The following is a 20,394-nucleotide window of genomic DNA, read 5'->3' on the forward strand; positions in this document are numbered from 1 at the left end:
ACCACCCACACCTCACCGGCCGCAGCAGCAGCCCGGATGCCCCGGATCGTGGAGCTGTTCAAAGGCATCAGCAAGCTCCCCGCCCCACAGCTCGACGTCATGGTGCTGCTCCACCTCTGCGGCTTCACCGCCGAGAAAGCCTCCAGCCTCCTCGGCGTCCCGCTGGCCACCGTCAGAGCCGACGAACGCCGCGCCACCCGCTACCTGGAGACCATCTTCCCGCCGCACCCCACCGAAGGGCCGACCTCATGACGCCACTGGAAGAACTCCTGTCCCAGGCACGCCTCGTCCGCGACCGCGTCGTCCCCCCCGACATCATCCCCACCACCCCCCACCCCCACCCCGGCCCCGGACCGGCCCCCGCCCCCGGCCAGGCCGCGCCCCCGCAAGACCCCCGCCACGCTGATGAAGCGCCCACCCACCCGGCGGCCCGGGACCTGCGCGCCTTGTGCGCGACCCTGGTCACCCACACCCCGGCCACCACCGTCACCCACTTCCTCACCGACCAGCTCCCCGAACCCCGCAGCGCCCTGATCCTGGCCTGCGTCCTCCAGCTCACCGACACCGAGGACGCCGCCCGCTTCTGGTGGCAGTACGCCGCCGGCGCAGGCCAGAGCGCCGCCGCCTACTGCCTCCACCTCCACCACCTCGCCCGCGGCGAAGAGGACACCGCCCGCTTCTGGCACGACCAGATGGACCACACCCCCCACCCCGCACCCGCTCCCGCCCCCGACCACGGCGAACGCCTCGACACCGCCTCCACCACCACCATGCTCCGCGTCCTGCACCACCTCGCCCGCCAGACCCCGCCCCGCCCCTCCTCCGCCACCGTCACCAGCCTCATGGACTACATGCCCACCGCCACCGCCGTCGGCTACCTCCGCGAACCCGACATGGAACTCCCCCTCCCCGGACCCGACTTCGCCCGCACCATCCGCACCCTCCTCACCGCCGCCCCCCGCCCCGCCGACCCCCTCGACACCCGGACCCGGCCACGGCGCCGCCCCAACCGCCCCGCCGCAGCCCCCGGCCGGGAAACACCGCCCGCCGAAGCCAAGGAGCACGCTCTGGGCCAGAGAGGTCCGGGCACCCGCCACTGAACCCGGACACCACCAGCGGCCCAGGGAAAAGCTTTCTCCCCCAACCGCGCCGCCGCGCACCCCCGTACAGCGGGCCCCGCTTCGGCCCGGTCCGGGCACACCGACGGGCCGCTGCCAGCAGGACACAGACAGAGACAGTGACGAATGGACAAGGGAGACAGGACATGGTGGAAGCCGCGAGAGTGCTGCTGCTGTTAACGGTCGGGGCAGGGATCTGGGCGGCCTGGCGGCGCAGCATCTTCCCCGGCACATGGGCCCACACCTTCCACACGGCACACGCCGAAGAACGCGCCCAGCTCACCCAGGCACGCCGACAGCTGCGCGCGGTCGACAAGACCCAGCGTCACGCGGAAACGGAGGCAGCCGGGCAGGTCAAGGAGGAACGCGAGAAGCACCAGCAGCGCATCGGCAGGCTGGAGCGGAAGGTCGCGCTCCTGCAGGACCCCGGCCGGGGCACGGAGCTGGGACGCCTGGGCGGCCTCGTCCTGTACGAGCACACGGTCACCGCCTCACCGGAAGGCCCGCTGCTCCCGCTCCACGGACTGCGCGCACGGTTCGACCGCGGCGACCGCGTTCATTCGCTGTACCTGACCAAACCCGACGGCGGCGGCGACCGGGCGAAGTTCCCCCACCGCCCGGACCCCGCAGCAGAACCGGAAGAAAGCACCCGCCTCTTCGACGAGGAAGAGGTCCGCGACTTCGAGATGAAGATCAACGAGGCCGCGGCGCAGGAGAGGACGTTCCGGGCCGGCCTGGCGGACCAACTCGCCCGCGGACGGGAAGAACTGGCCGAAGCCCGCAAGGACACCACCCGGCTCAAAGCCGCCGAGCAGACCCGGGCCGACGTGATCGACCGCAACCGCACCGACCCCCGCCGCAAGGAAGCCCTCGCCGATCTCACCACCGCACGCAACGCGTGGCAGGACCTCACCGGACGCCGCCCGCCGAAGTAACCCCGACGCCCCTCACCCACCCTCACCCCCGGAGCGGCGGATGTCCGCGTACACCCGGCCCGTCACACCGGCCCGGCCCGGCACCCGCCGCACCGGGGCCGGTCCGGACGTCGCCCACCGCTCCTCCAACTCGGCCACCACCAGCCCAAGGGTGTCCTCGTCCGCCGCGGTGATGTCCAGCACCACCAGGCCGGGCTCGCTGACGTGCTGCTCGCCGATCTCCCTCATGCCGTCCCTGACGCCCAGCCGACCAACACGGTTCACGCCCGGGCGACCCTTCACCCATCCGGCGGACGGGAAAACCGTGCCCGGGAGTTGGCCAGGTGGTTCCCCGGTGAAGCCCGGCCGTCTCCCGGGGGTTTGATCGGGTCCGCCGTGCCGCAGAGATGGGGGAGTGGCGTGCCCGGGCGCAAGGCTCGGGGCGCTGCACGTTGTCTCAGGAGGGGCGCTATGAGCTTGATCCACCCGGTTGCCAACGGGCTGCGTACCGATCACCCGGTTCCGGGCCTGCCGTTCATCAACGACGAGCGGCTGCCCCTGGACAACCCCGACGCGATCGAGCGCACCGGACGCAACCAGGGCGAGGGCCTGTGGGGGCGTACCGACCCCTTACCCGGCGGGGGATGGGTGGCTTTCACCACCGAACCGAAGAACCGCGCCTTCGCCTGGGCGGTTCACCATCACCCCGAACACGGCCGGACAGTTCTGCTGGTCCGCGACGCGGACTGGAGCTCTCTGCACCACGACTGGATGTACGGCAGGAACGGGTTCCTCTACCGGCACGGCGGCTACTGGTGGGACGGGACCGCCTGGCACCGGCCCAGCCAGGTCGCCGACCGAGCCTTCGAGGGCTACGACGCCCGCCCGGTACAGGACGCACTCACCGTCACCGCCGCAGACCTGCTGGCCCGCCCGGGAACACCGGGCAACGCCCGCGTCGCGAAGATCGCCGACTTCACCGCCCCGGAGGGGCCTCTGCAGCAGTGGCACGACCACCTCGCCCTGTGGGCCGCCTCCCGCCGGCCCGGCTCCCGGCCGCTCGACCGGTGCGTCGTCGACCTGCGGGCACCGGAGCTCACCCCCGCCGAGTTCGTCGGCCGCGCCGGTCTGGCGCAGATCACCGAACTCGACCCACAGGATCTTCCCCACGAGGAGTACGGCCGAAAGGACCTGCCCCCTCCCCAGGCCGAAACGGACGCGGGGCCGCTCTGGTCGAAGCCCGTCGCCCGTGACTGGGCCGAGCAGTATCACCGGGTGAACGGCCCCGGGGCTCTGCTCTCCGGCCAGAGCGTCTTCGGCACCGACCAGCCCCTCGGCCTCATCGCGGACCACGACCGCCTGACGAAGATCATCGCCAGTAGTCTGCAGGACGCGGAAGACCGGCGGGGCAAGAGCCGCCTCAGGCCCGGTGCGGACCAGCGCGAGGACTTGGCCGCCCACCTGGCCTGGTGGCCGGCAGCCACCCTCAGCGACAGCACCGACGGGCTCATCCCTCTCACGGCGCTGCGCACCACCCTGGTCGAGGCAGTCATCGGGGGACTGGCCGAAGACGCCGCCCGGGCCCGGAAGAACCCGAATGCGACCGTCTCCCTGGGCGACATCCGCAAGGACATCGTGCGACTCATCGACTGGTACATCCTGCGTGAGCCCGCGCGCACACCCGCACTCTTCGGAGAGATCTGCCTGACCGCCCGGCTGAACCTCGGGCTTGACCCCCGCGACGTCGGCGCGCTCCTGCGGCGCTCTCTCCATCTCGACAGCCAGCTCGACGGTGAGACCGTCGACGCCCTGCTCGATCTGGCACTGCCTCCCTCCGCCACCGCAGCCACGGACTAGGACACACGTTGCCCGCGCCCGTGGACGCCCGGACAAAGGGGGCCGGGGCGTGGTTGCGAGACAGCCACGGCCTCACAACCACGCTCAGAATGAGAAAAATCCCCTCACCGCGCCCCCGGGCCGGAAGACAGAATCCCGGCAGCCCGCGTCGACATGGAGTGTGCGGGCCAGATTCCGGTCCCCGTGACGGGACCAAGAGTACGGCCGTAGTCGCCCGGGGCCCGGTGCTGCAGGCGGCCCTGCCTAGGCACCAGGCCGCGGCCGGCCGGGCCCGCCCAGACTCTGATCCCGGTGCCGCAGGCTCAACGGGGCGCCTCCCCCCACGCGTACAGCCCGGTGCCCGCGTCTCATGGCCCCGCCCGCGGAGCGGCCGCCCCGCGCCGTGTCCGGAGCTGGGGGCGGAAGCCTAGTCATGTTCTTCCGCCTGCCCGTCCGGCTGGACGACGTCGCCGTCCCTGCCGCGGTGTTGAGCGTCGGCCTTCTCAGGTGAGGGTGCCCCCGGCTCCGCCCTGCGGGGTGCTGTCGGCGAGCTGGTCCAGCAGGGCTTCCGGTGAGCAGGGACCCGGCAGCCCTTGCGGGGCGCATTGTCCCAGCGACTGGTCGGCCAGGTGATGGCTTTCGGTGAACAACGTTACCCGGGAGCGAGGTTGTGTAGGTTCAGGTCACTGCTCAGCGTGAGCGAGTCGTTACTGCCTCCCGTCGTTCCGGCGGGCCCGCCCCTGGACGGTGAGCCCTCCCAGCGTGCCTACGGGCCATCAACTGGGTCTGTCTCAGTGCGGTACGTCCTTGCGACTGCGCGACCGCGCCTCTGCCCCGGTTCTGCGTGGGGTCGGCGGTGTCGTGGGATTCCGGTCCCGAGCGCCGACCCACCTGATGTGGGTCATGTCCCCGATCAGGCGGCCTCCGAGAAGCGCCGCACCACGACACCCATGGATGATCATGGCAATTCCGCTCACCTTCGTCGTGCCCGGCGGCGACGAGGACGACCACGCCCAGGGCGCCGTCGGCAAGCTGACGACCGAACAGATCGCCTCCTTCGCTCCCGGCCTGTTCGACATGGAGCCCGTTCCGACCCCCACCGAGTTGAAGGAACTGGCTACCGCCGGGCAGGACCACCCGTCGGTGGACCTGCCAGCCGAGAGCCTCCGGGCCCTGTTCGCAGGAACCACCCACCCCGACGAGCTGCTCGACCAGCTCGACCACCCCGAGGTCGTCGCCCAACAGCTGAACACCCGTCCCGGCCGCAGCCGACAGAGGACCAAGCGCAAGGTCTCCCGGCTCGGCCGTCTCGCCCGGCTCAGCACCAACACCGGCTACGCGGCAGTCGTGCGCAGCCCGCTGCACCAAATCGCCGGGATCATGACCCTGCCGGTCAACCCCCGGTTCCTCGCCGCGATCCAGCATGCCTTCACCAAGGGCCGCACCACTGACCCAACGATCGAGGGCAGCATCCCCGGCCTGCTGGAGATCTACCTGCCAGCCAAGCAGGACCTGGTCGACCTGATCACCACCACGGTCACCCACCACCTCCTGGACTACGACTGGTCGGACTCCATCGCCCGCACCGGCGTCCAGGAGCCGCTGACGTGCATGGCCTTGAGTGTGCACTACGCCGACGGCACGAATGAGGTCTTCGTCGTCGCCATCGACGGGCAGTCCCGGCTGACGTCCGCCTGGCGCAACGTCCTGGGCATCGGCGACAAGAAGCTGACCGCCACCACGGCGCCCCCGTACGCCGAGAAGATCGTGGGCCGCATGTTCGCCCACGACGGAGTAGCCGCGTCCCGCAAGGCCGTCAACGGGGCCTGAACGCCGCCCGCGCGAGCTCCTGGACCGCCAACGAGCTGGAAACCCTGCACTCCCGCCTCGCTCCCGTCAACCTCGTCGTCGGCACCTACACACGCCTCGGCGAGCCCTGCGAGGCCACCACCTGGTTCACCGAGCACCTCACCCAGATCCACCTGCGCCCCCGGCACTGGAGCGGCGGAAGCGACCAGGAGAAGGCCGTCGCCGACGCCATGCTCGCCGCCGTCCACGCCGGGAAGCTCACACCGACCCTCGCCAGCGCCCTGTCGGGACGCCTGCACGGCCCGGACTTCACCCACGCCACCGGCCTGCCCCACCACCCCGCCTTCGCCCGCGCCCTGCTCTTCGAGACGGTGCTCTCCGCTGACGCCGGCACGCTCATCCGCTCCGCCATCGCCGAAGGCCTCTCGCTCGACCCCAGCAGCAAGGACTTCCCCGCGAAGCTCCTGAAGACCACGGCGATCTTCTCCACCCGCTACCTGCGCTCCGACGCCAAGACGGTCTTCCCGAACATGGTGCACACCTGGGACAACGGCGGCCCGGTCACCCGCACGATGTGGAACCGCCTGGCCAAGGGGGCGGACGCCTTCGCCCTGACCCGGCTGCGGGACGACCAGCTGGACAACGACCCGCGCAAGAGCGCCTCCGACCTCGTCGAGCAGCTGCGGCGGCGAGCCGAGGACGACGTCCCCGGCGCCCGGGACGAACTCGCCGTACTCGGCGGGGACGCCCTCACCGTCGCCGAAGCCCTGGGCCGCGACCGCGGGTCCAAGGAAGACCTGGTCTCCGAGGAGCCCGTGAACGGCAAGACCCCTTACCGCTCCCGGCCGCCCGGCATCGTCGCGGCGCTCATCGAGACCCCGGCCGGCAGCCTTCTCCTCGGGGCGGCCCTCAGCAGCTGGTTCGACCAGGTCCCCGGCCACCCCCCGGACTACTCCCGTCAGTTCACCGTCCCCGAGATCACCACCCTCCCGGACGGCACCCCCGCCATCGCCACCACCCATGGAAACCCCAGGCGGGCAACCGAGTGGCACGTCTTCGAGCTCGCCTGGCCAGGCCTCCCGACCTCGCGCCGCACGGTGATCGAGGGGCGGCGCGACGCGGCGCGGCAGGCGGCGGACAAGGTCGGCAAGAGCCAGCCGAAGGCCGCCTCCATCAAGGCCCTGCAGACCGCGATCGGGCGGCTGGAGCAGACCATCACATCCATCCTGACGAGCCCCGGCCAGCCGAAGTTCGCGGACGGTGCGCAACAGGAGGCACTGCAGAAGCTGCTGTTCAAGGCCAGCCTGGACATTGGCAAGATCCCCGTCGTGGTGACCGCCAGCCGGAACCCGTACCCCGAACTCGTCCCCGAGGGCGGCGGGGCCCCCGACGGGCCGACACCCGGCAGTAGCGACCCCTACACCCTCCCCGAGGACGGCAGCTGATGAGCGCGGGATGGACCCTCGGTCCCGACCTTGCCGAGGACGTCGCTGCCATTCCCGGCCAGCGTCTGGCCACGCCGCCCGAGAGCCTCCGGGCGTGCGTCTACCCGCTCCGCGAGGCCAGCGGAAGCTGGACCTTCCGCCACCTCCCGCCCTGGCCGACGGCGCTCTACGTTGCCCTCGACGACTGCTACCGCAGCCTCTACACCGGCAAGGTGCAGCGCGGCACGGCCGAGCGGCCCGACATGAACGCCGTCCGGGACCGCGCCCGCGAGCACTACCGCGACAACCAGCCCCCCGAGGCCCGCCACACCTGGCACCACCTGTGGGTCATCCCGATCGAGCATGGTGTCCCCAGCGCCGAGCTTGAGGCCTGGGAGACCCGCGTCCGCCGCTGCACTGCATCGCCGCAGACCCGCAAGAGCGCGCTGCTGCGCTCGGCGTAGCGAGGTCAGCGGCCGGTCCGGCGAGGAGCGAACGCTGCGCGTCCAAGCCGTGCGACAGCGACGGGGGCGCAGAACGGAACTGCTGGTAGGCCCTCGACGCGGGGCACGGGCGACGCGTCGAGGCGCGTATCCACGTTGGGCGAAGCGCCGCCGGCCGCGATGCGACGCGGGAGTACGGGCGGCTCATCGCGGTCGGCGCCGATCCCGACTGGCTCGCCCAGGCCCTTCCGGAGCACCACCGGCGGCAGGCCCTCCAGCCTCCGTCCGGTCGACGAGGTTTCCGGAGCCGCCCCCCCGGGGGGCCGCCGGCTCCGGAAACCCTGTGTCCGCAAGGAAAGCGCGCCGTCAAACCGGTTCTGCTGGGACGCCGAGTTCGGCTGCGGCTATCGCGGCCATGGACGGGGCACTCTCGCTCACCGCCCAGACATGATCCTGCGGCCGGCGGCCGGCAGGGTCTTGCGGCTGCCTCCTGCGATACCGCAGCAGCCCGTACCGTGTCGCGACATGCACGATCACGAGCTGCGCCCAGCGCGCGGCTGCCGCTCTGCCGCCGAGCTTCGTCACCAGAGCCACATGATCGATCAGGACATCACCCGGCCGGATCCGCCCCGCCTCCAACAGCCCGACCAGCTGCCGGGCCAGGCCGTCCCCCAGCAGCGCGGGGCTCACCGGCCCCGTGAGCGGGACCAGTTCGGCCGCCGTGAGCTCCACAGGGCCCCGGCCCCGGGGAGCGGGGATCACCGCGCCGGGCGGTGCGGGGCGTCGGATGCCGCCCCGGCGGGGCTCGTGGGCCAGCCGCAAGTCCTCGGGGACACGCTCCGCCGGGTGCCGCCCCGCAGCAGCCTCGGCCACGACCGCTTCGCTGGCACCGGCGGCGAGCGAGAGAACCCGGGCCTCCTGCTCGCAGAGCCCTTCACGGTGCCACAAGGGCTCGAAGCCGCTGCCGGCATCGGCTGACTCCCGCGGTTTGACGGTCGTCCACTCCTGCCACTGGTCAACTCCGTGACCGTCGGTATGCAGGACCAGGCATCCGTGCCCGTCCCACCGCCGCAGGACGAAGCGGTGCGCGTCCGTGGACACCAGCCGCAGCCCGGCGACGCCCGAGAAGACCGGCACGCCACCGGCCGGGGTCTCCAGAAAGGGGACCATCACGGCGAGAAGGAACGAGAAGAACAAAGGGTCGGGCCGCAGATCGAGATGGAAGCAGGCCTGGCCCAGACGCAGCCCGCCCGGACCGGGATCCACGATCCCGTCCGCCTCGGCCTGCGCCCACACGCGCAGGAACTCCTCCTCAAGAGCCTGCTGTCCCAGGCACCCTCCCCGGCGTGGCAAGGCCCAGCATGTCGACATGCGGCGAGGCTAACCCAGCACGACGACCGCACGCGGCCCTTCCACCCCTCTCCGGCCAGTGCCCACGGTTCCGTGCCCGGCCGATTCTCGGGAGGGGCCCCGTGCCCGCCCCGGCCGCACCGGTGGCCGGGACGCAGGGCAGCAGAGCCGAGCATCCGGCGCTGTCGCTGGCGGCCTCTACGCTGCCGGCTATGGCACGCTCCTGGACACGACTGCACGAGCACCCCGGTGCCGCCCCCGGCCCGATGGACCTCAACATGGTCCGGTTCACGGACATCCCTGTCGCCGCCCGCCGGCCGACCCGCATCCAGTCCGTCACCACCACCCTGCCCCCTCCTGCGGCGACCCTGCCCGCGACGAGGCCACCCACGAGATCTTCACCGACCTGATGAACCAGTTCGGCCTCGACCCCCAGCCCCGCCCCCCCACCCGCACCCGGAAAGACAGGCCCCCCACGTGTTCCACGAGACCCCGATCTACCACCGCCTCATCGCGGAACGCGGAGACATTTCCACAGCGCATAGGCTCCTGCCTTATGAAGGTGCTGATCTCTGTTGACATGGAGGGCATCTCGGGGATCGTGCATCCCTCCGAGACGAATCCGGATCGCTATGACTACGAGCGAGGCCGTGCGTTGATGACGGCAGAGGCGAACGCCGTGATCGCGGGTGTTTTGGATGCCGAGCCCACGGCTGAGGTGTGGGTCGCCGACGCTCACGGGCCTTTCCGCAACTTGCTGCCAGAGGAACTCGACCGACGGGCCCGGCTGGTTCGCGGAAAACCACGCCCTCTGGGCATGCTCGGCGGGCTCGACGAGCACACTGACGCGGTGCTGCTCGTCGGCTACCACGCCCGTGCCGGCGGCGGCCCAGCCGTACTGGCACACACCATGAGCGACGCCATCCTGGATGTGCGCGTAGGCGGACGTTCGTTGGGCGAGATCGGCCTCAACACCGCCATGGCCGGGCATCTGGGCGTGCCGGTTGTGCTGCTCAGCGGGGATGACACCGCCTGCGCCGAACTGTCCGAGCTGGTGCCCTCAGCTGTCACGGTCGCGGTCAAGCAAGCTCTCGGTCAGGCCGCCGCCGTGACACTGCACCCCGAGGAGGCCCGAGAGCGTCTGCGCCAGGCGGCCGCCGAAGCCGTCAACCGGCGAGAGCTGGTCCCGCCGCTCAGCCTTGCCGGACCGCTTGAGGTCGAGGTCGACCTTTACGGCCCCTACATGGTTGACCTGGCGACACTTGTGCCAGGTGTCTCACGCGCCGAGGGTGGCCGGACGGTCACCCTCACCGCCGCAGACTTCGCCGACGCCTACCGGCTGGTCCTGCTGCTCGTACAGCTCGCGAGCATCAAGCCCGGCTAGGAAGTGTCCGGCCGATCATGACCGGGCGCGGGCCCGACGGCCGGCTCACCGTGGGTCAGGGATACGCTGCCCGCCAGACTTCGCTGCGCAACGAGCGGATGTGACACAGGGGGCGGCGATGACGGAGTTCAGCAGCACGGGATGGATCGCTCTTTTCTCGAACCGGCAGGCGAATGTTGAGGGGTGGGACCTGGTGACCCGCATCGCTCTCGTTGCCGATACCGAGAAGGGCGTCCTGAAGCCGGTGACCGACTATCCGGACTTCCAGCGTCTGGCCTACGCGCACAAAGTGATCGGTGCGATACCAGCCTCTCCGGGGCACCGTGTGCACTGGGACGACTTTGAAGGCGGTGTCCCTCGTACCGAGACGATCGTCGGCTGGTTGGTGACGGAGCGGGCTGGCGTCCTGCCGTTGACAGCGGACGGCGCCACCGCCGAGGACGCCGACCTGATGCTGGCACCGGGCGAGGAAGCACCGTCCGCGTGATATCGGTACTCAGCTACGGAGCCAGATCATGAGGGCTGCGGCGGTGGTGCCGAGGAAGGCATAGCCGCGTTTGATGCCCCTATGGATGTCAACCGAGCGATCCAGTGGTTCCGGTCTGCGCAGGCGGAGGGCTTGCCGGGACGATCAGTCGATAGATTTCTCGTGCGACGTAGCGTTTGAGGCAGCGGATGATCTCGCGTCGTGTCTTGCCCTCGGCCAGCCGTCGTTGCAGGTAGTCACGGGTGCGACCATCCCAGCGCAGTCGGCTGAGGACGATGCGGTAGAGGGCGGCGTTCGCCTGGCGGTCGCCCCGCGGTTCAGTCGGCGCCGCTGTGTCTTCCCGGAGGACGCCTCGACCGGGCTGGTCCCGCACAACGCGGCGAACGATGCCTCGCTGGCGAGTCGCTCCGGGTTGTCGCCGGCCGAGATGAGCAGGGCAGCGGCGCTGTCCGGGCCGACGCCGCGGACTTCCAGCAGGCCGGGCCTGCTGGCTTCGACGGCCTTGGCTATCTGCTTGTTGAGGTCGTCGATCTCCTCGGTCAGGTGCTTGATGCGGCGGGCCAGCAGCCCGCCATCGGGTTGAACCATGTACGGCTCAACCGGCCTTGGACGGCCTCCTCAGCTCGCGCTCGGGTGCTGGCGAGGCGGTAGGAGTCGGTGCCGGTCTCGATGAACGCCCGGGCGGTCCTCCTTGCTGACCGCCCGTCACCGGCCCGGCTCCGGGGCGGTCACGGTCTCGTCATCGCCCGGGTCGAGGAGTGCGGCGATCGGTACCCGCCCGTCGGCCCGGTGGTACAGGCCGGGGTTCTCATCATGTGTCCGCAGCAGCCCTGCGTGCTGTTAGATTCCCAGGTCATGAGCCGCTTACCCGATCAGCCCGCCCCCTTTGCACCCTGGAGACCCGAGGTACTGGAAGCAGTCCGGGCCACCCCCGCCCCGCTGTACGCGGTGGCACTCCCGGACACTGCCGGTGACGGCTGGAACATCAGCCTCCTCGAAGGCGACGGCGAAGTCCGCGACACCTTCACGGCCACCGACCTGGAGGGAGCGGACCGCGAACTCCAGCAGCGCGGGTACCTCTCCATGGCATCGGCCATGGGCCGCGACTGGGAACGCCTGACACCCAAGCGTGAGGGGAACCAGCACGGCACACCGGTGTTCCGGGACCCCGGAGAAACCCCCTGACGCCCGCCGCCGCCCCGCGCCCCCGGGCGGCTACTCGGGCAGCGTGCCGGAGACCCCGACGTACCAGTCGTCGGCCTCCGTCATCCCGTCCATGCTCGGCGCATAGGGCTTGACCAGATCGTCGGCGTCCTTGAAGTACACCGTGGTACAGAGCGGGTACTCCTTCCCGGTCGGCGCCGTGACCGTCTCCCGGGGCGCCACCCACACGAACTTGCCCGGCTGGGCCCACTTCCCGCGGGCGAACGTCAACGTGGGGTCCGCCGTGCCCCGCCGCAGCAGGTCCGACCAGCTCATGTACATCGTCACCCCCCGAGCCTAGACCTCCGACTCCCCGCCCAGGAAGGAGAGTTGACAGTCCTGCCCGCTCCGGCTACGCCCAGGACGCCCCGCACCGTCCCGATCCGCTGTTCCCGACCGGCTGCCCCCAAGGCCGGCGTGCTGCGGGCCCACTGCCTCCCCGCGTCTCGACGATCAGAGTCTTCACCGGAAGACGCCCTTCGCGCCCTGCACATGCGAGAGGATGCTGCTGTGATCATCGGGGATCTCTCAGCGCGGCTGGCCGCCGCACGCGGCCGCCTCATCATCGAGCTCAGCCGCGCCGTGACCGACTGGGGCGGGCAGGTGCCCGAAGACCCCGGGGTCGCCGAGCTGGCCGACCTCCTGGAGGACGCCGCAGCAACCCTCCGCACCATCTCCTCCTCCACCCGGGCCGAACTGGCCGGTGCGGTCGGCCACCTGAGAGCTGCCGACCGCCTCGGCGGACTCCTTCCGGCCGTGACCCTGTGGCACCTGCGCCAGGCGCTCCAACGGTCCGCCCCCTCCCGGATCCCGGAGGACCTGCCACCGTACCCGGCTGACCGGCACCGCAGACCTGCTGAGCCGGCAGCAACGCCTCCCTCGGCAGGCCCGCACGGCCTGGGGCCTGGGGCAGGCGGGATGCGGAAGCGTTTTTGCGGTGAACCGTGTCCCCCGGGCGGGTGAGCGCGCAGTACCGGCTTCGCCGGGAGCGGAGCCAGGCCGGTAGAACCCAGAGGTGATCAAGAACCTCATGCGCGGTTTCAGCGCACTCTCCCTCGCCCTCATCCCCCTCCTCTCCGCTCCCGCCGCTCAGGCCGCCCCGACGGCCGAGGTGACCACCCTGGCCGACGCGGTCGGCCTGGTGCAGACGTCCGAGGAGGACCGCACCGGCTACACCCGCTCGTCCTTCAAGCACTGGAACTCCGGCGACAACGCGAGCGACGGGTGCAACACCCGCGCGGAGGTTCTCCTCGCCGAGGCGGTCATCGCTCCGACCGTGGGCGCCGGCTGCAAACTGACCGGCGGCACCTGGGTCTCCTACTACGACGGCCAGGAGGTCACCAACGCCGGCTCGCTGGACATCGACCATATGGTCCCGTTGGCCGAGGCCTGGGACTCCGGGGCCTCCTCCTGGACCCCTGCGCGACGGGAGGCGTACGCCAACGACCAGGCGGCGGACATCTCCCTCGTCGCGGTGACGGCACGCACCAACAGGTCGAAATCGGACCAGGACCCGGCCGACTGGATGCCACCGTCCCCGGACGCCGAGTGCCGCTACGTCGGCGAGTGGGTCTCGACCAAGCTCCGCTGGCAGCTCACCGCGGACGACCGCGAACGGGAAGCGCTGAAGGTCTACGCCGACGGCCCGTGCGAGAACACCATCGTCCGCTACACCCCCGCCCCCTGAACCCTCCAAGGCACCGCGTGCGGGTGCCCCCGCTGAATCGGACGGTCAGACTCTGCCTCGCGAACGTACGAGGAGCGTGCCGAGACCTTCCCCGCCCGGTGGGGGCAGGATGCGGGCGTCGATGTCGGTGAAGCCGTGGCGCTTGAGGAGGTCCGCCCACGTCTGGGGTGTGTACTGCCAGCGCAGCACGGTCAGTTCACTCTCCCGGCCTTCGAGCCACTTGCCGTGCATCGGCTGGGGCCCGAAGGCGCCCAGGGAGGGCTCGGCCTGGCTGAAGGCGAAGATCCCGCCGGGTGCCAGGTTCCGGGCGACGAGCGGGAAGAGGAGCTCGGGGTCGGTGAACCACACCGCGCCCCACACGGAGTACACCGCGTCGAAGGGCATCGTGCTGGAGGTGAGGTAGTCGCCGGCCTCGGCGTGGACGAACCTGAGGCCGGGAGTGTCCTTCCACCACCGGCTGGCGCGGTCGACCTGGGCGGCGGAGAGGTCCACACCGGTCGTCACGACACCCTGACGGGCCAGGAACACCGCTTCCCTGCCCTCCGCCGGCCCCAGGTCCAGGGCACGGCGAGGGCGCCCAAGAACCTCGGCTCCGGGCCCGTGGCCGGAGTACTGAGTCCACTCGAACCGGTCAGCCACCGGGGCGGGCTGCTCGCCTTCTCCCCGGTAGGGCTTGTAGGTGTCCCAGTACTGGGCCGGGGTGCGGGGCTCGGGTGGCATGACGTTCCTCTGGGGGCGGGGGCGGCCTTCGAGCTGGCCACCGTACCCGCGCCGCTCCACTGCCCACCGGCGAACGCCCCCGACTCACCCCCAGGGGTGCACACGCCGGGGCCCGGCGACGCTCACAGCGTCGCCGGGCCCCGGCCGGCCGTTGCGGCTCAGTGGCAGTTCTCCCCGGGCCGGCAGGGGCCGCACTTGCCGTAGTCCGCCTCCCACAGCTTCCAGTCGACCCGTCCTACCGCGGTCGCGGCCACTGCGGTGGAGGACTGGGCTGCTGTCCTTGAAGGTGTTCGGGCACTTCGCGTGTCGGTTCCGGCGGCCTGGCGGCGGCAGTTCGTCGGCGGCTCGCTTCCTGGAGTTTCGCGGCCATGGCCGCGATGGCCGCTTCCCGCCCCGCGAACGGCCCGGTCTCGGCCCGACGCGGGCTCTGGCCGGGCCTCAGCTCGCCGATCCGGTCGTACCGCGCTGTGTACTGCTCGCTGGCATTCTGCCAGGCCGCGGGCGCGATGGCCGCGTCGATCGGTCTGTCGAACCCGGCAAAGTGCGTTGCCCACGGGGTCCGCGGGGACCGCCAGGCCATGCCCGTCAGCTCCACCTCGATCCCCGGCGAGTCGGGGTAGGAGACCCAGGTCGCCCGCGCATCGTGCCGTGGCACCTCCTGGCCTGCACCAAGGCGCACCCGGAACGCGACGTGCGTCATCGCGTCTCCCGGCGCCGTGTCGAAGACCTGCTCGTGCGCCAGGTCCTCGAACGCGGCCCCCAAGGTGGTGTGCCAGCCGGCCGTAGGGGGGAGGCTGCCGTACCCGATGTGATCCAGCAGCCGCTCCGCCCGCTCGGCCACGTCCCTCTGCCCGTCAAACATCACCCGCCCAAGCGCGTGCGGCAGCACCAGCCGGAGCCCACCGTGAAGCTCCCCGGCCGCCGGGTCGACCCTCTCCACCCAGGCCGGCCGGTATGCCGACGCCCACTGGGCCGCCACGTCCTCCAGCCGCTCCCCGTGCCCGTACTCGGCCGCGCTGTGCCCCTCCAGCCCGAGCCTTCTGTTCTCGTAGGCATTGCGGGCCCGCTGCGCCATCACCACAGGGGCCTCGAAATACTGTGCCCACTCCCGCGGCGGCCGGTTGTGGATATTGCGTTCCGGAGCCGGATCGGCATACCGGTCCCACCAGCGCGCCCCCTCCTCGGTCCGGCCGCCATGGTCGATCCACGCCGTCGGATGCGCCGCATAGAGCGCGTCCATCATCACCGAGGCCAGGTTGCGGCGCCGGAACCGCGGCTCCACGTCCAGCATCCACACCGACAGAGCCTGTCCGTCCGGGTGCACCACATAGTCCAGCCGCCCGGCCCGCACACCGCCCACCACCGCCAGCACGCGCCGGGACGTCCACCCCAGCACCGGCTCGATCTGCCAGCCCGTCAGCCACAGAGCAGTCCCAGCGTCGCCGAGCTGCGCCTCAGCCCCCGTCACCCCCGGCTACGCCCGCGCCGGCGGCCGTCCCACCGCGGCCACGAGGCGGCCGCCGGCGCCCCGGACGCCCGGCAACGCCGACACCGCACCCACCACCGCCTCCACAGCGGCTTCACCCGGCAGATCCGCAAGCGTGCCCGGCCCGACCTCAAGTCCGACCTGCACGATCAGCGACACGCTCTGCCCGGCCGGCACCGGCCCGGAAGACGCATGGGTGACCAGCTGTGCGGTGCACGAGACGTCCCCCGCACGGTGGGGCAGCGTGACGGGACCGTAGATCACCTCTCCCACGCCGCTCAGCAGACCCATCAGACGCGCCACCTCATCGGCGGGGCCGGTCAGCCTCACCTCGGTGAACGCCGGACCCGGCGAGGGCATGTCACTCATCACTGCTCCTGGGATCCTCCACCCCCACCCCCTGCGGGCCGGGTTGCCCCCACGGGGGGCGACCTGCGCCCCCTGAATCCAGTCGCTCGAGGGCCGCGGCTGCTCAGAGCCGAGTCTGCCGGGCCCGGCGCCCGAACGACGCGAGGCCGACCGGCGGATGCCAGGCCCCGACACCACGACCGCACCACGCGTTCCGGCAGACGGGAAGGGCTGAACCAACGGCGGCAGCGCTCTCCCCAGGACATCGGCCCGGTCCCCGGCGACCTCACGCTTCCCACCGGCGTACCGGGACTGCCGAGCGATGCCGCGAGTCAGCCAGCCGCCGGGATCAAGCAGTGGCGCGGCTTGGCCACCCGCGACGACAAGACCGCAACCGTCTACCTTGCCGCGCTTCACGTTGCAGCGATCTTCATCTGGTCAGCAAGGCAAACCGAGGTGCTCAGGTCTGCGTCCCGAGGGTGGCGCTCTACCAGTTGTGCCAAACCTCTGCGGGAGCAATGTCCCAGGAGGTGCCCGCAATCGTGCCCGTATGGAAGAACAGGGCCCAGGACACCACCGTGTCACCGGCACGCTGGGCGCCCAGCTCGATCTCGAAGCCCTCCACGAACAGGTCTCCTCCTGGGCTGGATTGGAGACCAAGGCCATGCTCGAGCGCATACCTTTCCATGTCTTGGTAGAGCTCCGATGGCACGCGACCGATCAGGCGGATCCCTTCATGGGTCACCTGCGGGCCTAGCAGGCCATCGACCAGCACACACGTCAGGCCCACGCCTTCGATGAAGTAGCACTTCACCCCGCCTGGCCGGCTCCAGGCCACCGGTCTGGGCTTGAGAAACTCTATGCGCCACTGACTACGGCCCGTCATGTGCCAGCTTCCCATGTCGCTCTGCTCCGCGGCGAAACCGTACGCCGCCATGACGGTGACGGCCTCCTCCCTGTCCATCCCGAAGCGCAGTGGTCCAATGGTCTGACGTGGGGCATACGTCCACTGATCTCGCTCGGAGTCCCCGAGCACCGTCCAATAATCCGTGTTCACGCCCCGATGATCGCCCAAGTCCGTCCCGGAACTCCTGCCCGCCCCCGGGACTCGACTCCTCTTTTCCATGCGCTCCACCCGAGCAGGCAGGCACACCGTCACCGACCGCGGACTCGATCCCGAGACCATCGGCGACGTCATCACCGCACCTGGGGCCGGGGCCGACCTAGACGTCCGACACACCGGGCACTCCACCCGCCGCGGAAGTGCCGACGCCGCCCGTAGTGCCGAAGCCGAGCGCAAGGCCATCGCCGCTCACGGCGGCTGGACCTACAGCTCCAGCGCCCTGGAAACGAACTTGCGCTGAACGGACAGCACTGGGGAGCGCCGACCGCGATCAGTCCACGTCGGCTGAGGCCAGGCTGACCGCGATTGCGATGTGGGAGATGGCACTGAGGCAGAGCTCGGCCGCCGTGCTCGGGTCCGGGGCGGTTCGCGCCCCCTGGAGTACCAGGAGACCGGTCAGCGCCGCGGCGTCGACCGCATCGTCGAGGATCTCGTCTACCGCGAGCTCGCCGCCAGCCGCCAGCTCGTGCACCAGCGCGACCGCGTCCTCCGGATCGGTCCGCCAACGGAGGGTGACCTCGGAACCAGCGCTCACCAGGTCCATCGCGGCGGCCTGCTCCACCGACGGTAGCGGCGCGTCGTTCCGACCGGACAAGTCGCCCTGTTCCACACTCTCCTTGGCCTGCGCCACGGCACATCGCGCCGCATACGTCCGCTGAGCTTGCGCCCGCTCCCACGCCATAGCGGCCGGCCACCGGGCATCGTCCTCGGCGCGGGCCCTGTCCAGCAGGTCGGCGGCGGCCAGGCTGACCTGGATGCATGGCAGGACGTTCACCTCGACATCCTCTGTGCCGGGCGAGGCAGCGGCGATGGGCTGGTACACAGCGCCGGCCGCTTCGGCACATTCTCCGATCAACGTGGTCAGGGCGGCGATCAGTCGTGCGTGGCGACGACGACGTGCGGGCAGGTCTAAGCGGTTCGATGGAGCGGTCACTCCTGCACTATGCCGCGCAGCGATCCCCGGTGCTGTCGGTTCTCGGGTTTTGACACACCTTCCGTGAATCATCACGCGGAGTGAGGTTTGTCGGGCGGGCGAGGACAGGGTGTCGGGGACGAGAGAAGATGCACCATGGATCCCCGCATACCCCGCCTGCGTCGCAAGCTGGCCGCGATCCCGTTCCAACCGCTGCGCAGTCACTCCTTCGGAGAAGAACAACACGAGTTCCGCCTCGGTCCGAAGCTCGCGGAAGCACGCGTCGCCGCGTTCGAGGCCGAGCACGACATCGACCTGCCCGACGCCTACCGGCAGTTCCTCACGCACATCGGCGGCTCAGGCGCGGCGCCGTTCTACGGCCTCATACAGCTGGAGCGGTGTTCCCTGCTGGTCATGAACCCGCGAGAGGAACCGCTAGCACCCCGTGGATTCGACGACGCGGAACCGGGGTGCCACGGACGCGACCTCTTCCTCCACATCATCGAGATGGGCTGCACCGACGTATGCGTCATCGCGGTGACCGGTCCCCTCACCGGCCGCGTCCTCACCGGCAACAGCGACGGGTTCTGGGGCCCCAACGTCTCCTCCGCCGCCGACTTCCTCGACTGGTACGAACGCTGGCTCAACCACATGAGCGCCGGACGCGACAACCGGGCCCTGGAACTCACCTCACCCCAGCTTCGCGCCCGCCCCGCCAGGTATCCCCCGGCACCAAATATTTGACTCTCGGCGAGCACAGCCCGCCCGGCTTCGTTGAGCACGATCTCCGCATCGGCCCGCACACCGCCGCCGTCGTTGCGGGCGGAGGAGTTGCGGCAGGTCCACAGCCGCAGCACACCGGCAGCCGGCAGGCCAAAGCGGTCCGCGGCCCGGCGGATCAGCGACGAGGTCAGCTCCTCGGCCAGCGGCACGGTCCGTAACGCTCCTGCTGTCACAGTTCTCCCTGAGGCCCTTTCTGCTTCCTGCTCCAGCGCACTGACCGGCCTACAGCTCAAACTGCAGGTCGACGATGTCCTTGAGTTCCACTTCGAGGCCGTGGGCACGGCGGCCGCCGTCGCGGAAGTACACCTCACCCAACGCCTCGGCAGCGAGCTCGCGGAGGTCGTCCTCGTCGACGTCTGCTTCCTGGGCTTGAAGGAGGCGGGCGGCGTGCCGGGGCGGCAGGGCCAGGGTGAGGTGACGCACGCGGGCCTGGTCGGTGCTGTCGACGACGACGACGGCGGCGGTGTAGCCGAACCTCGCCTGCACATCGATCATGATGCCGCTCGTGGTGGCCGCGGCCTGTTTCGCCTTCGCTCTGATCTGCGGCTGCCAGCGCGCGCGGACCTCACGCTCGAGTCGGTCGATCCATAGCCCGGGCGCACGCTGGACAGGTCACTGGGGATGTACCGGCGAGCCAGTGGTTCTGGGCACTGGAGTGCAGGTGGTAGCCGCATGCCGTGACGGATGCTGTGGGCGGCTGGTGTTGTGGGGGAGAGGACAGATCGAAGAGTGCCGTGCCGGCTGAATCCTGTGCTGCAGGAGCCGAAGCGCTCGGCTCAGGAGGGGCACCAGCAGGTGCAGTGCGGGCTGCATGAACGTTGCGGCCGCCGAAGAGACGTACTCGATGTGGATGGGCCGCAGCGCTGGCGGCCGCCTGCACGGGGGCACCGGTTGAGAGGTAGTAGCCGGTCTTGCGCGCCGTCCCGCGCCGGGTTGTGGCAGAGGCGTGCAGCTGGCTGATCTCGATGCGGCGTGGGTTGACCGCGCGGCCGTCACTGCGGACGGTGACGATGTCTGCCTTGTGCCACCCAGACTGCGGGTCCTCCACGATCCGGATCCGGACCTGTGGGGACACCGCTTCGCCTGAGCTCCTGGGCAGGACGCAGGACAGGTACTCCTGGCCTGCTCGGACCCTGAACTGTGCCGACACCGTTGACTCCTCCTGTTCCGATGTGCGGAGGCCGGTCCGGCAGCACCAGGTACTCGACGCACGGCCCGCCCACATTCGACCAGCAGGCAAGGACCATTCAAGAGGATTCCGGTGCCAGAAGGGCGATGTTCCTGGCAGGTGGATGTCACGGCCGCGCGGCGTCAATTGCCGCACCGCCCCAGCCGGCCGCAGCTCACGATGACGGGACCGGCTCTC

General features: G+C 70.6%; 22 protein-coding genes and 3 pseudogenes. 15 read left to right on the forward strand and 10 right to left on the reverse strand.

What is annotated here, in order from left to right:
- From DTB53_RS08015 to DTB53_RS08025, 3 genes and pseudogenes are all read left to right on the forward strand, one after another.
- A pseudogene (locus DTB53_RS08015) lies at positions 1–252 on the forward strand (sigma-70 family RNA polymerase sigma factor); the annotation flags it as partial.
- On the forward strand, positions 249–1,100 hold the full coding sequence (locus DTB53_RS08020) for a hypothetical protein (RefSeq protein ID WP_075025157.1): 852 nt from the start codon (positions 249–251) through the stop codon (positions 1,098–1,100). The pseudogene DTB53_RS08015 and the gene DTB53_RS08020, both read left to right, overlap by 4 nt.
- Positions 1,101–1,264: 164 nt before the next feature.
- A complete protein-coding gene (locus DTB53_RS08025) occupies positions 1,265–2,053 on the forward strand; it encodes a hypothetical protein (protein WP_069631470.1) in 789 nt (262 codons plus the stop codon).
- 12 nt (positions 2,054–2,065) lie between these two features.
- Here the strand turns inward: DTB53_RS08025 and DTB53_RS08030 are convergent, their stop codons facing one another.
- On the reverse strand, positions 2,066–2,317 hold the full coding sequence (locus DTB53_RS08030; protein WP_256091180.1) for a DUF6207 family protein: 252 nt from the start codon (positions 2,315–2,317) through the stop codon (positions 2,066–2,068).
- 186 nt (positions 2,318–2,503) lie between these two features.
- On the opposite strand from DTB53_RS08030, the gene DTB53_RS08035 reads away from it, so the two are divergent.
- From DTB53_RS08035 to DTB53_RS08050, 4 genes are all read left to right on the forward strand, one after another.
- Positions 2,504–3,889, forward strand: coding sequence for a hypothetical protein (locus DTB53_RS08035; protein WP_069456054.1), 1,386 nt, complete (start codon positions 2,504–2,506; stop codon positions 3,887–3,889).
- Between the two features lie 939 nt (positions 3,890–4,828).
- Positions 4,829–5,698, forward strand: a complete 870-nt coding sequence (locus tag DTB53_RS08040; protein ID WP_141727189.1) for a hypothetical protein — start codon at positions 4,829–4,831, stop codon at positions 5,696–5,698.
- A gap of 209 nt (positions 5,699–5,907) precedes the next feature.
- The gene (locus tag DTB53_RS08045; RefSeq protein WP_069456052.1) at positions 5,908–7,122 is read left to right on the forward strand and encodes a hypothetical protein; all 1,215 of its coding nucleotides are present in this window, start codon (positions 5,908–5,910) and stop codon (positions 7,120–7,122) included.
- Positions 7,122–7,565, forward strand: coding sequence for a hypothetical protein (locus DTB53_RS08050; RefSeq protein WP_069456051.1), 444 nt, complete (start codon positions 7,122–7,124; stop codon positions 7,563–7,565). The genes DTB53_RS08045 and DTB53_RS08050 overlap by 1 nt, the downstream gene beginning before the upstream one ends.
- 345 nt (positions 7,566–7,910) lie before the next feature.
- Here the strand turns inward: DTB53_RS08050 and DTB53_RS08055 are convergent, their stop codons facing one another.
- Complete coding sequence (locus tag DTB53_RS08055; protein WP_143053731.1) at positions 7,911–8,915, reverse strand: hypothetical protein; 1,005 nt, start codon at positions 8,913–8,915, stop codon at positions 7,911–7,913.
- 191 nt (positions 8,916–9,106) lie between these two features.
- Here DTB53_RS08055 and DTB53_RS36680 point away from each other — a divergent pair, with 191 nt between their 5' ends.
- From DTB53_RS36680 to DTB53_RS08065, 3 genes are all read left to right on the forward strand, one after another.
- A complete protein-coding gene (locus DTB53_RS36680; RefSeq protein WP_143053730.1) occupies positions 9,107–9,304 on the forward strand; it encodes a hypothetical protein in 198 nt (65 codons plus the stop codon).
- A 146-nt stretch (positions 9,305–9,450) separates the two neighbouring features.
- The gene (locus DTB53_RS08060; RefSeq protein WP_069631566.1) at positions 9,451–10,278 is read left to right on the forward strand and encodes a M55 family metallopeptidase; all 828 of its coding nucleotides are present in this window, start codon (positions 9,451–9,453) and stop codon (positions 10,276–10,278) included.
- A 118-nt stretch (positions 10,279–10,396) separates the two neighbouring features.
- Positions 10,397–10,765 carry a hypothetical protein gene (locus DTB53_RS08065; protein ID WP_069455751.1) on the forward strand — a complete coding sequence of 123 codons (369 nt, stop codon included), beginning with the start codon at positions 10,397–10,399 and terminating at the stop codon, positions 10,763–10,765.
- 88 nt (positions 10,766–10,853) lie between these two features.
- On the opposite strand, the pseudogene DTB53_RS08070 reads toward DTB53_RS08065, so the two are convergent.
- A pseudogene (locus DTB53_RS08070) lies at positions 10,854–11,332 on the reverse strand (transposase); the annotation flags it as partial.
- Between the two features lie 288 nt (positions 11,333–11,620).
- On the opposite strand from DTB53_RS08070, the gene DTB53_RS08075 reads away from it, so the two are divergent.
- A complete protein-coding gene (locus tag DTB53_RS08075) occupies positions 11,621–11,950 on the forward strand; it encodes a hypothetical protein (protein WP_079139630.1) in 330 nt (109 codons plus the stop codon).
- Positions 11,951–11,980: 30 nt separating this feature from the next.
- Here the strand turns inward: DTB53_RS08075 and DTB53_RS08080 are convergent, their stop codons facing one another.
- Positions 11,981–12,250, reverse strand: coding sequence for a Thoeris anti-defense Tad2 family protein (locus tag DTB53_RS08080; protein WP_236586305.1), 270 nt, complete (start codon positions 12,248–12,250; stop codon positions 11,981–11,983).
- 228 nt (positions 12,251–12,478) lie between these two features.
- Here DTB53_RS08080 and DTB53_RS37105 point away from each other — a divergent pair, with 228 nt between their 5' ends.
- A complete protein-coding gene (locus DTB53_RS37105) occupies positions 12,479–12,931 on the forward strand; it encodes a hypothetical protein (protein WP_174924798.1) in 453 nt (150 codons plus the stop codon).
- Between the two features lie 52 nt (positions 12,932–12,983).
- Positions 12,984–13,655 (forward strand): HNH endonuclease family protein, encoded by a 672-nt coding sequence (locus DTB53_RS08090; protein WP_069455742.1) that lies wholly within the window; start codon positions 12,984–12,986, stop codon positions 13,653–13,655.
- 45 nt (positions 13,656–13,700) lie between these two features.
- Here the strand turns inward: DTB53_RS08090 and DTB53_RS08095 are convergent, their stop codons facing one another.
- The 4 genes from DTB53_RS08095 to DTB53_RS08110 all read right to left on the reverse strand — a co-directional run bounded on the left by DTB53_RS08095 (position 13,701) and on the right by DTB53_RS08110 (position 17,266).
- Positions 13,701–14,375: a class I SAM-dependent DNA methyltransferase gene (locus tag DTB53_RS08095; protein ID WP_069455743.1), complete on the reverse strand. Its 675-nt coding sequence runs from the start codon at positions 14,373–14,375 to the stop codon at positions 13,701–13,703.
- Positions 14,376–14,610: 235 nt separating this feature from the next.
- Positions 14,611–15,843 carry a hypothetical protein gene (locus tag DTB53_RS08100; protein ID WP_069455744.1) on the reverse strand — a complete coding sequence of 411 codons (1,233 nt, stop codon included), beginning with the start codon at positions 15,841–15,843 and terminating at the stop codon, positions 14,611–14,613.
- Between the two features lie 6 nt (positions 15,844–15,849).
- The gene (locus tag DTB53_RS08105) at positions 15,850–16,230 is read right to left on the reverse strand and encodes a hypothetical protein (protein ID WP_069455745.1); all 381 of its coding nucleotides are present in this window, start codon (positions 16,228–16,230) and stop codon (positions 15,850–15,852) included.
- Between the two features lie 466 nt (positions 16,231–16,696).
- Complete coding sequence (locus DTB53_RS08110; RefSeq protein ID WP_236586279.1) at positions 16,697–17,266, reverse strand: hypothetical protein; 570 nt, start codon at positions 17,264–17,266, stop codon at positions 16,697–16,699.
- Between the two features lie 67 nt (positions 17,267–17,333).
- Here DTB53_RS08110 and DTB53_RS08115 point away from each other — a divergent pair, with 67 nt between their 5' ends.
- Positions 17,334–17,573 carry a site-specific integrase gene (locus DTB53_RS08115; RefSeq protein WP_075025155.1) on the forward strand — a complete coding sequence of 80 codons (240 nt, stop codon included), beginning with the start codon at positions 17,334–17,336 and terminating at the stop codon, positions 17,571–17,573.
- 30 nt (positions 17,574–17,603) lie between these two features.
- Here the strand turns inward: DTB53_RS08115 and DTB53_RS08120 are convergent, their stop codons facing one another.
- Positions 17,604–18,266, reverse strand: a complete 663-nt coding sequence (locus tag DTB53_RS08120) for a hypothetical protein (protein WP_069455746.1) — start codon at positions 18,264–18,266, stop codon at positions 17,604–17,606.
- Between the two features lie 135 nt (positions 18,267–18,401).
- On the opposite strand from DTB53_RS08120, the gene DTB53_RS08125 reads away from it, so the two are divergent.
- Positions 18,402–18,989: an SMI1/KNR4 family protein gene (locus DTB53_RS08125; protein WP_069455747.1), complete on the forward strand. Its 588-nt coding sequence runs from the start codon at positions 18,402–18,404 to the stop codon at positions 18,987–18,989.
- 261 nt (positions 18,990–19,250) lie between these two features.
- On the opposite strand, the pseudogene tpg reads toward DTB53_RS08125, so the two are convergent.
- Positions 19,251–19,615 (reverse strand): annotated as a pseudogene (gene tpg / locus DTB53_RS08135) (telomere-protecting terminal protein Tpg); the annotation flags it as partial.
- Positions 19,616–20,394 lie beyond the last annotated feature (779 nt).

Source organism: Streptomyces griseus, assembly GCF_900460065.1.
Taxonomy (GTDB): Bacteria; Actinomycetota; Actinomycetes; order Streptomycetales; family Streptomycetaceae; genus Streptomyces; species Streptomyces griseus.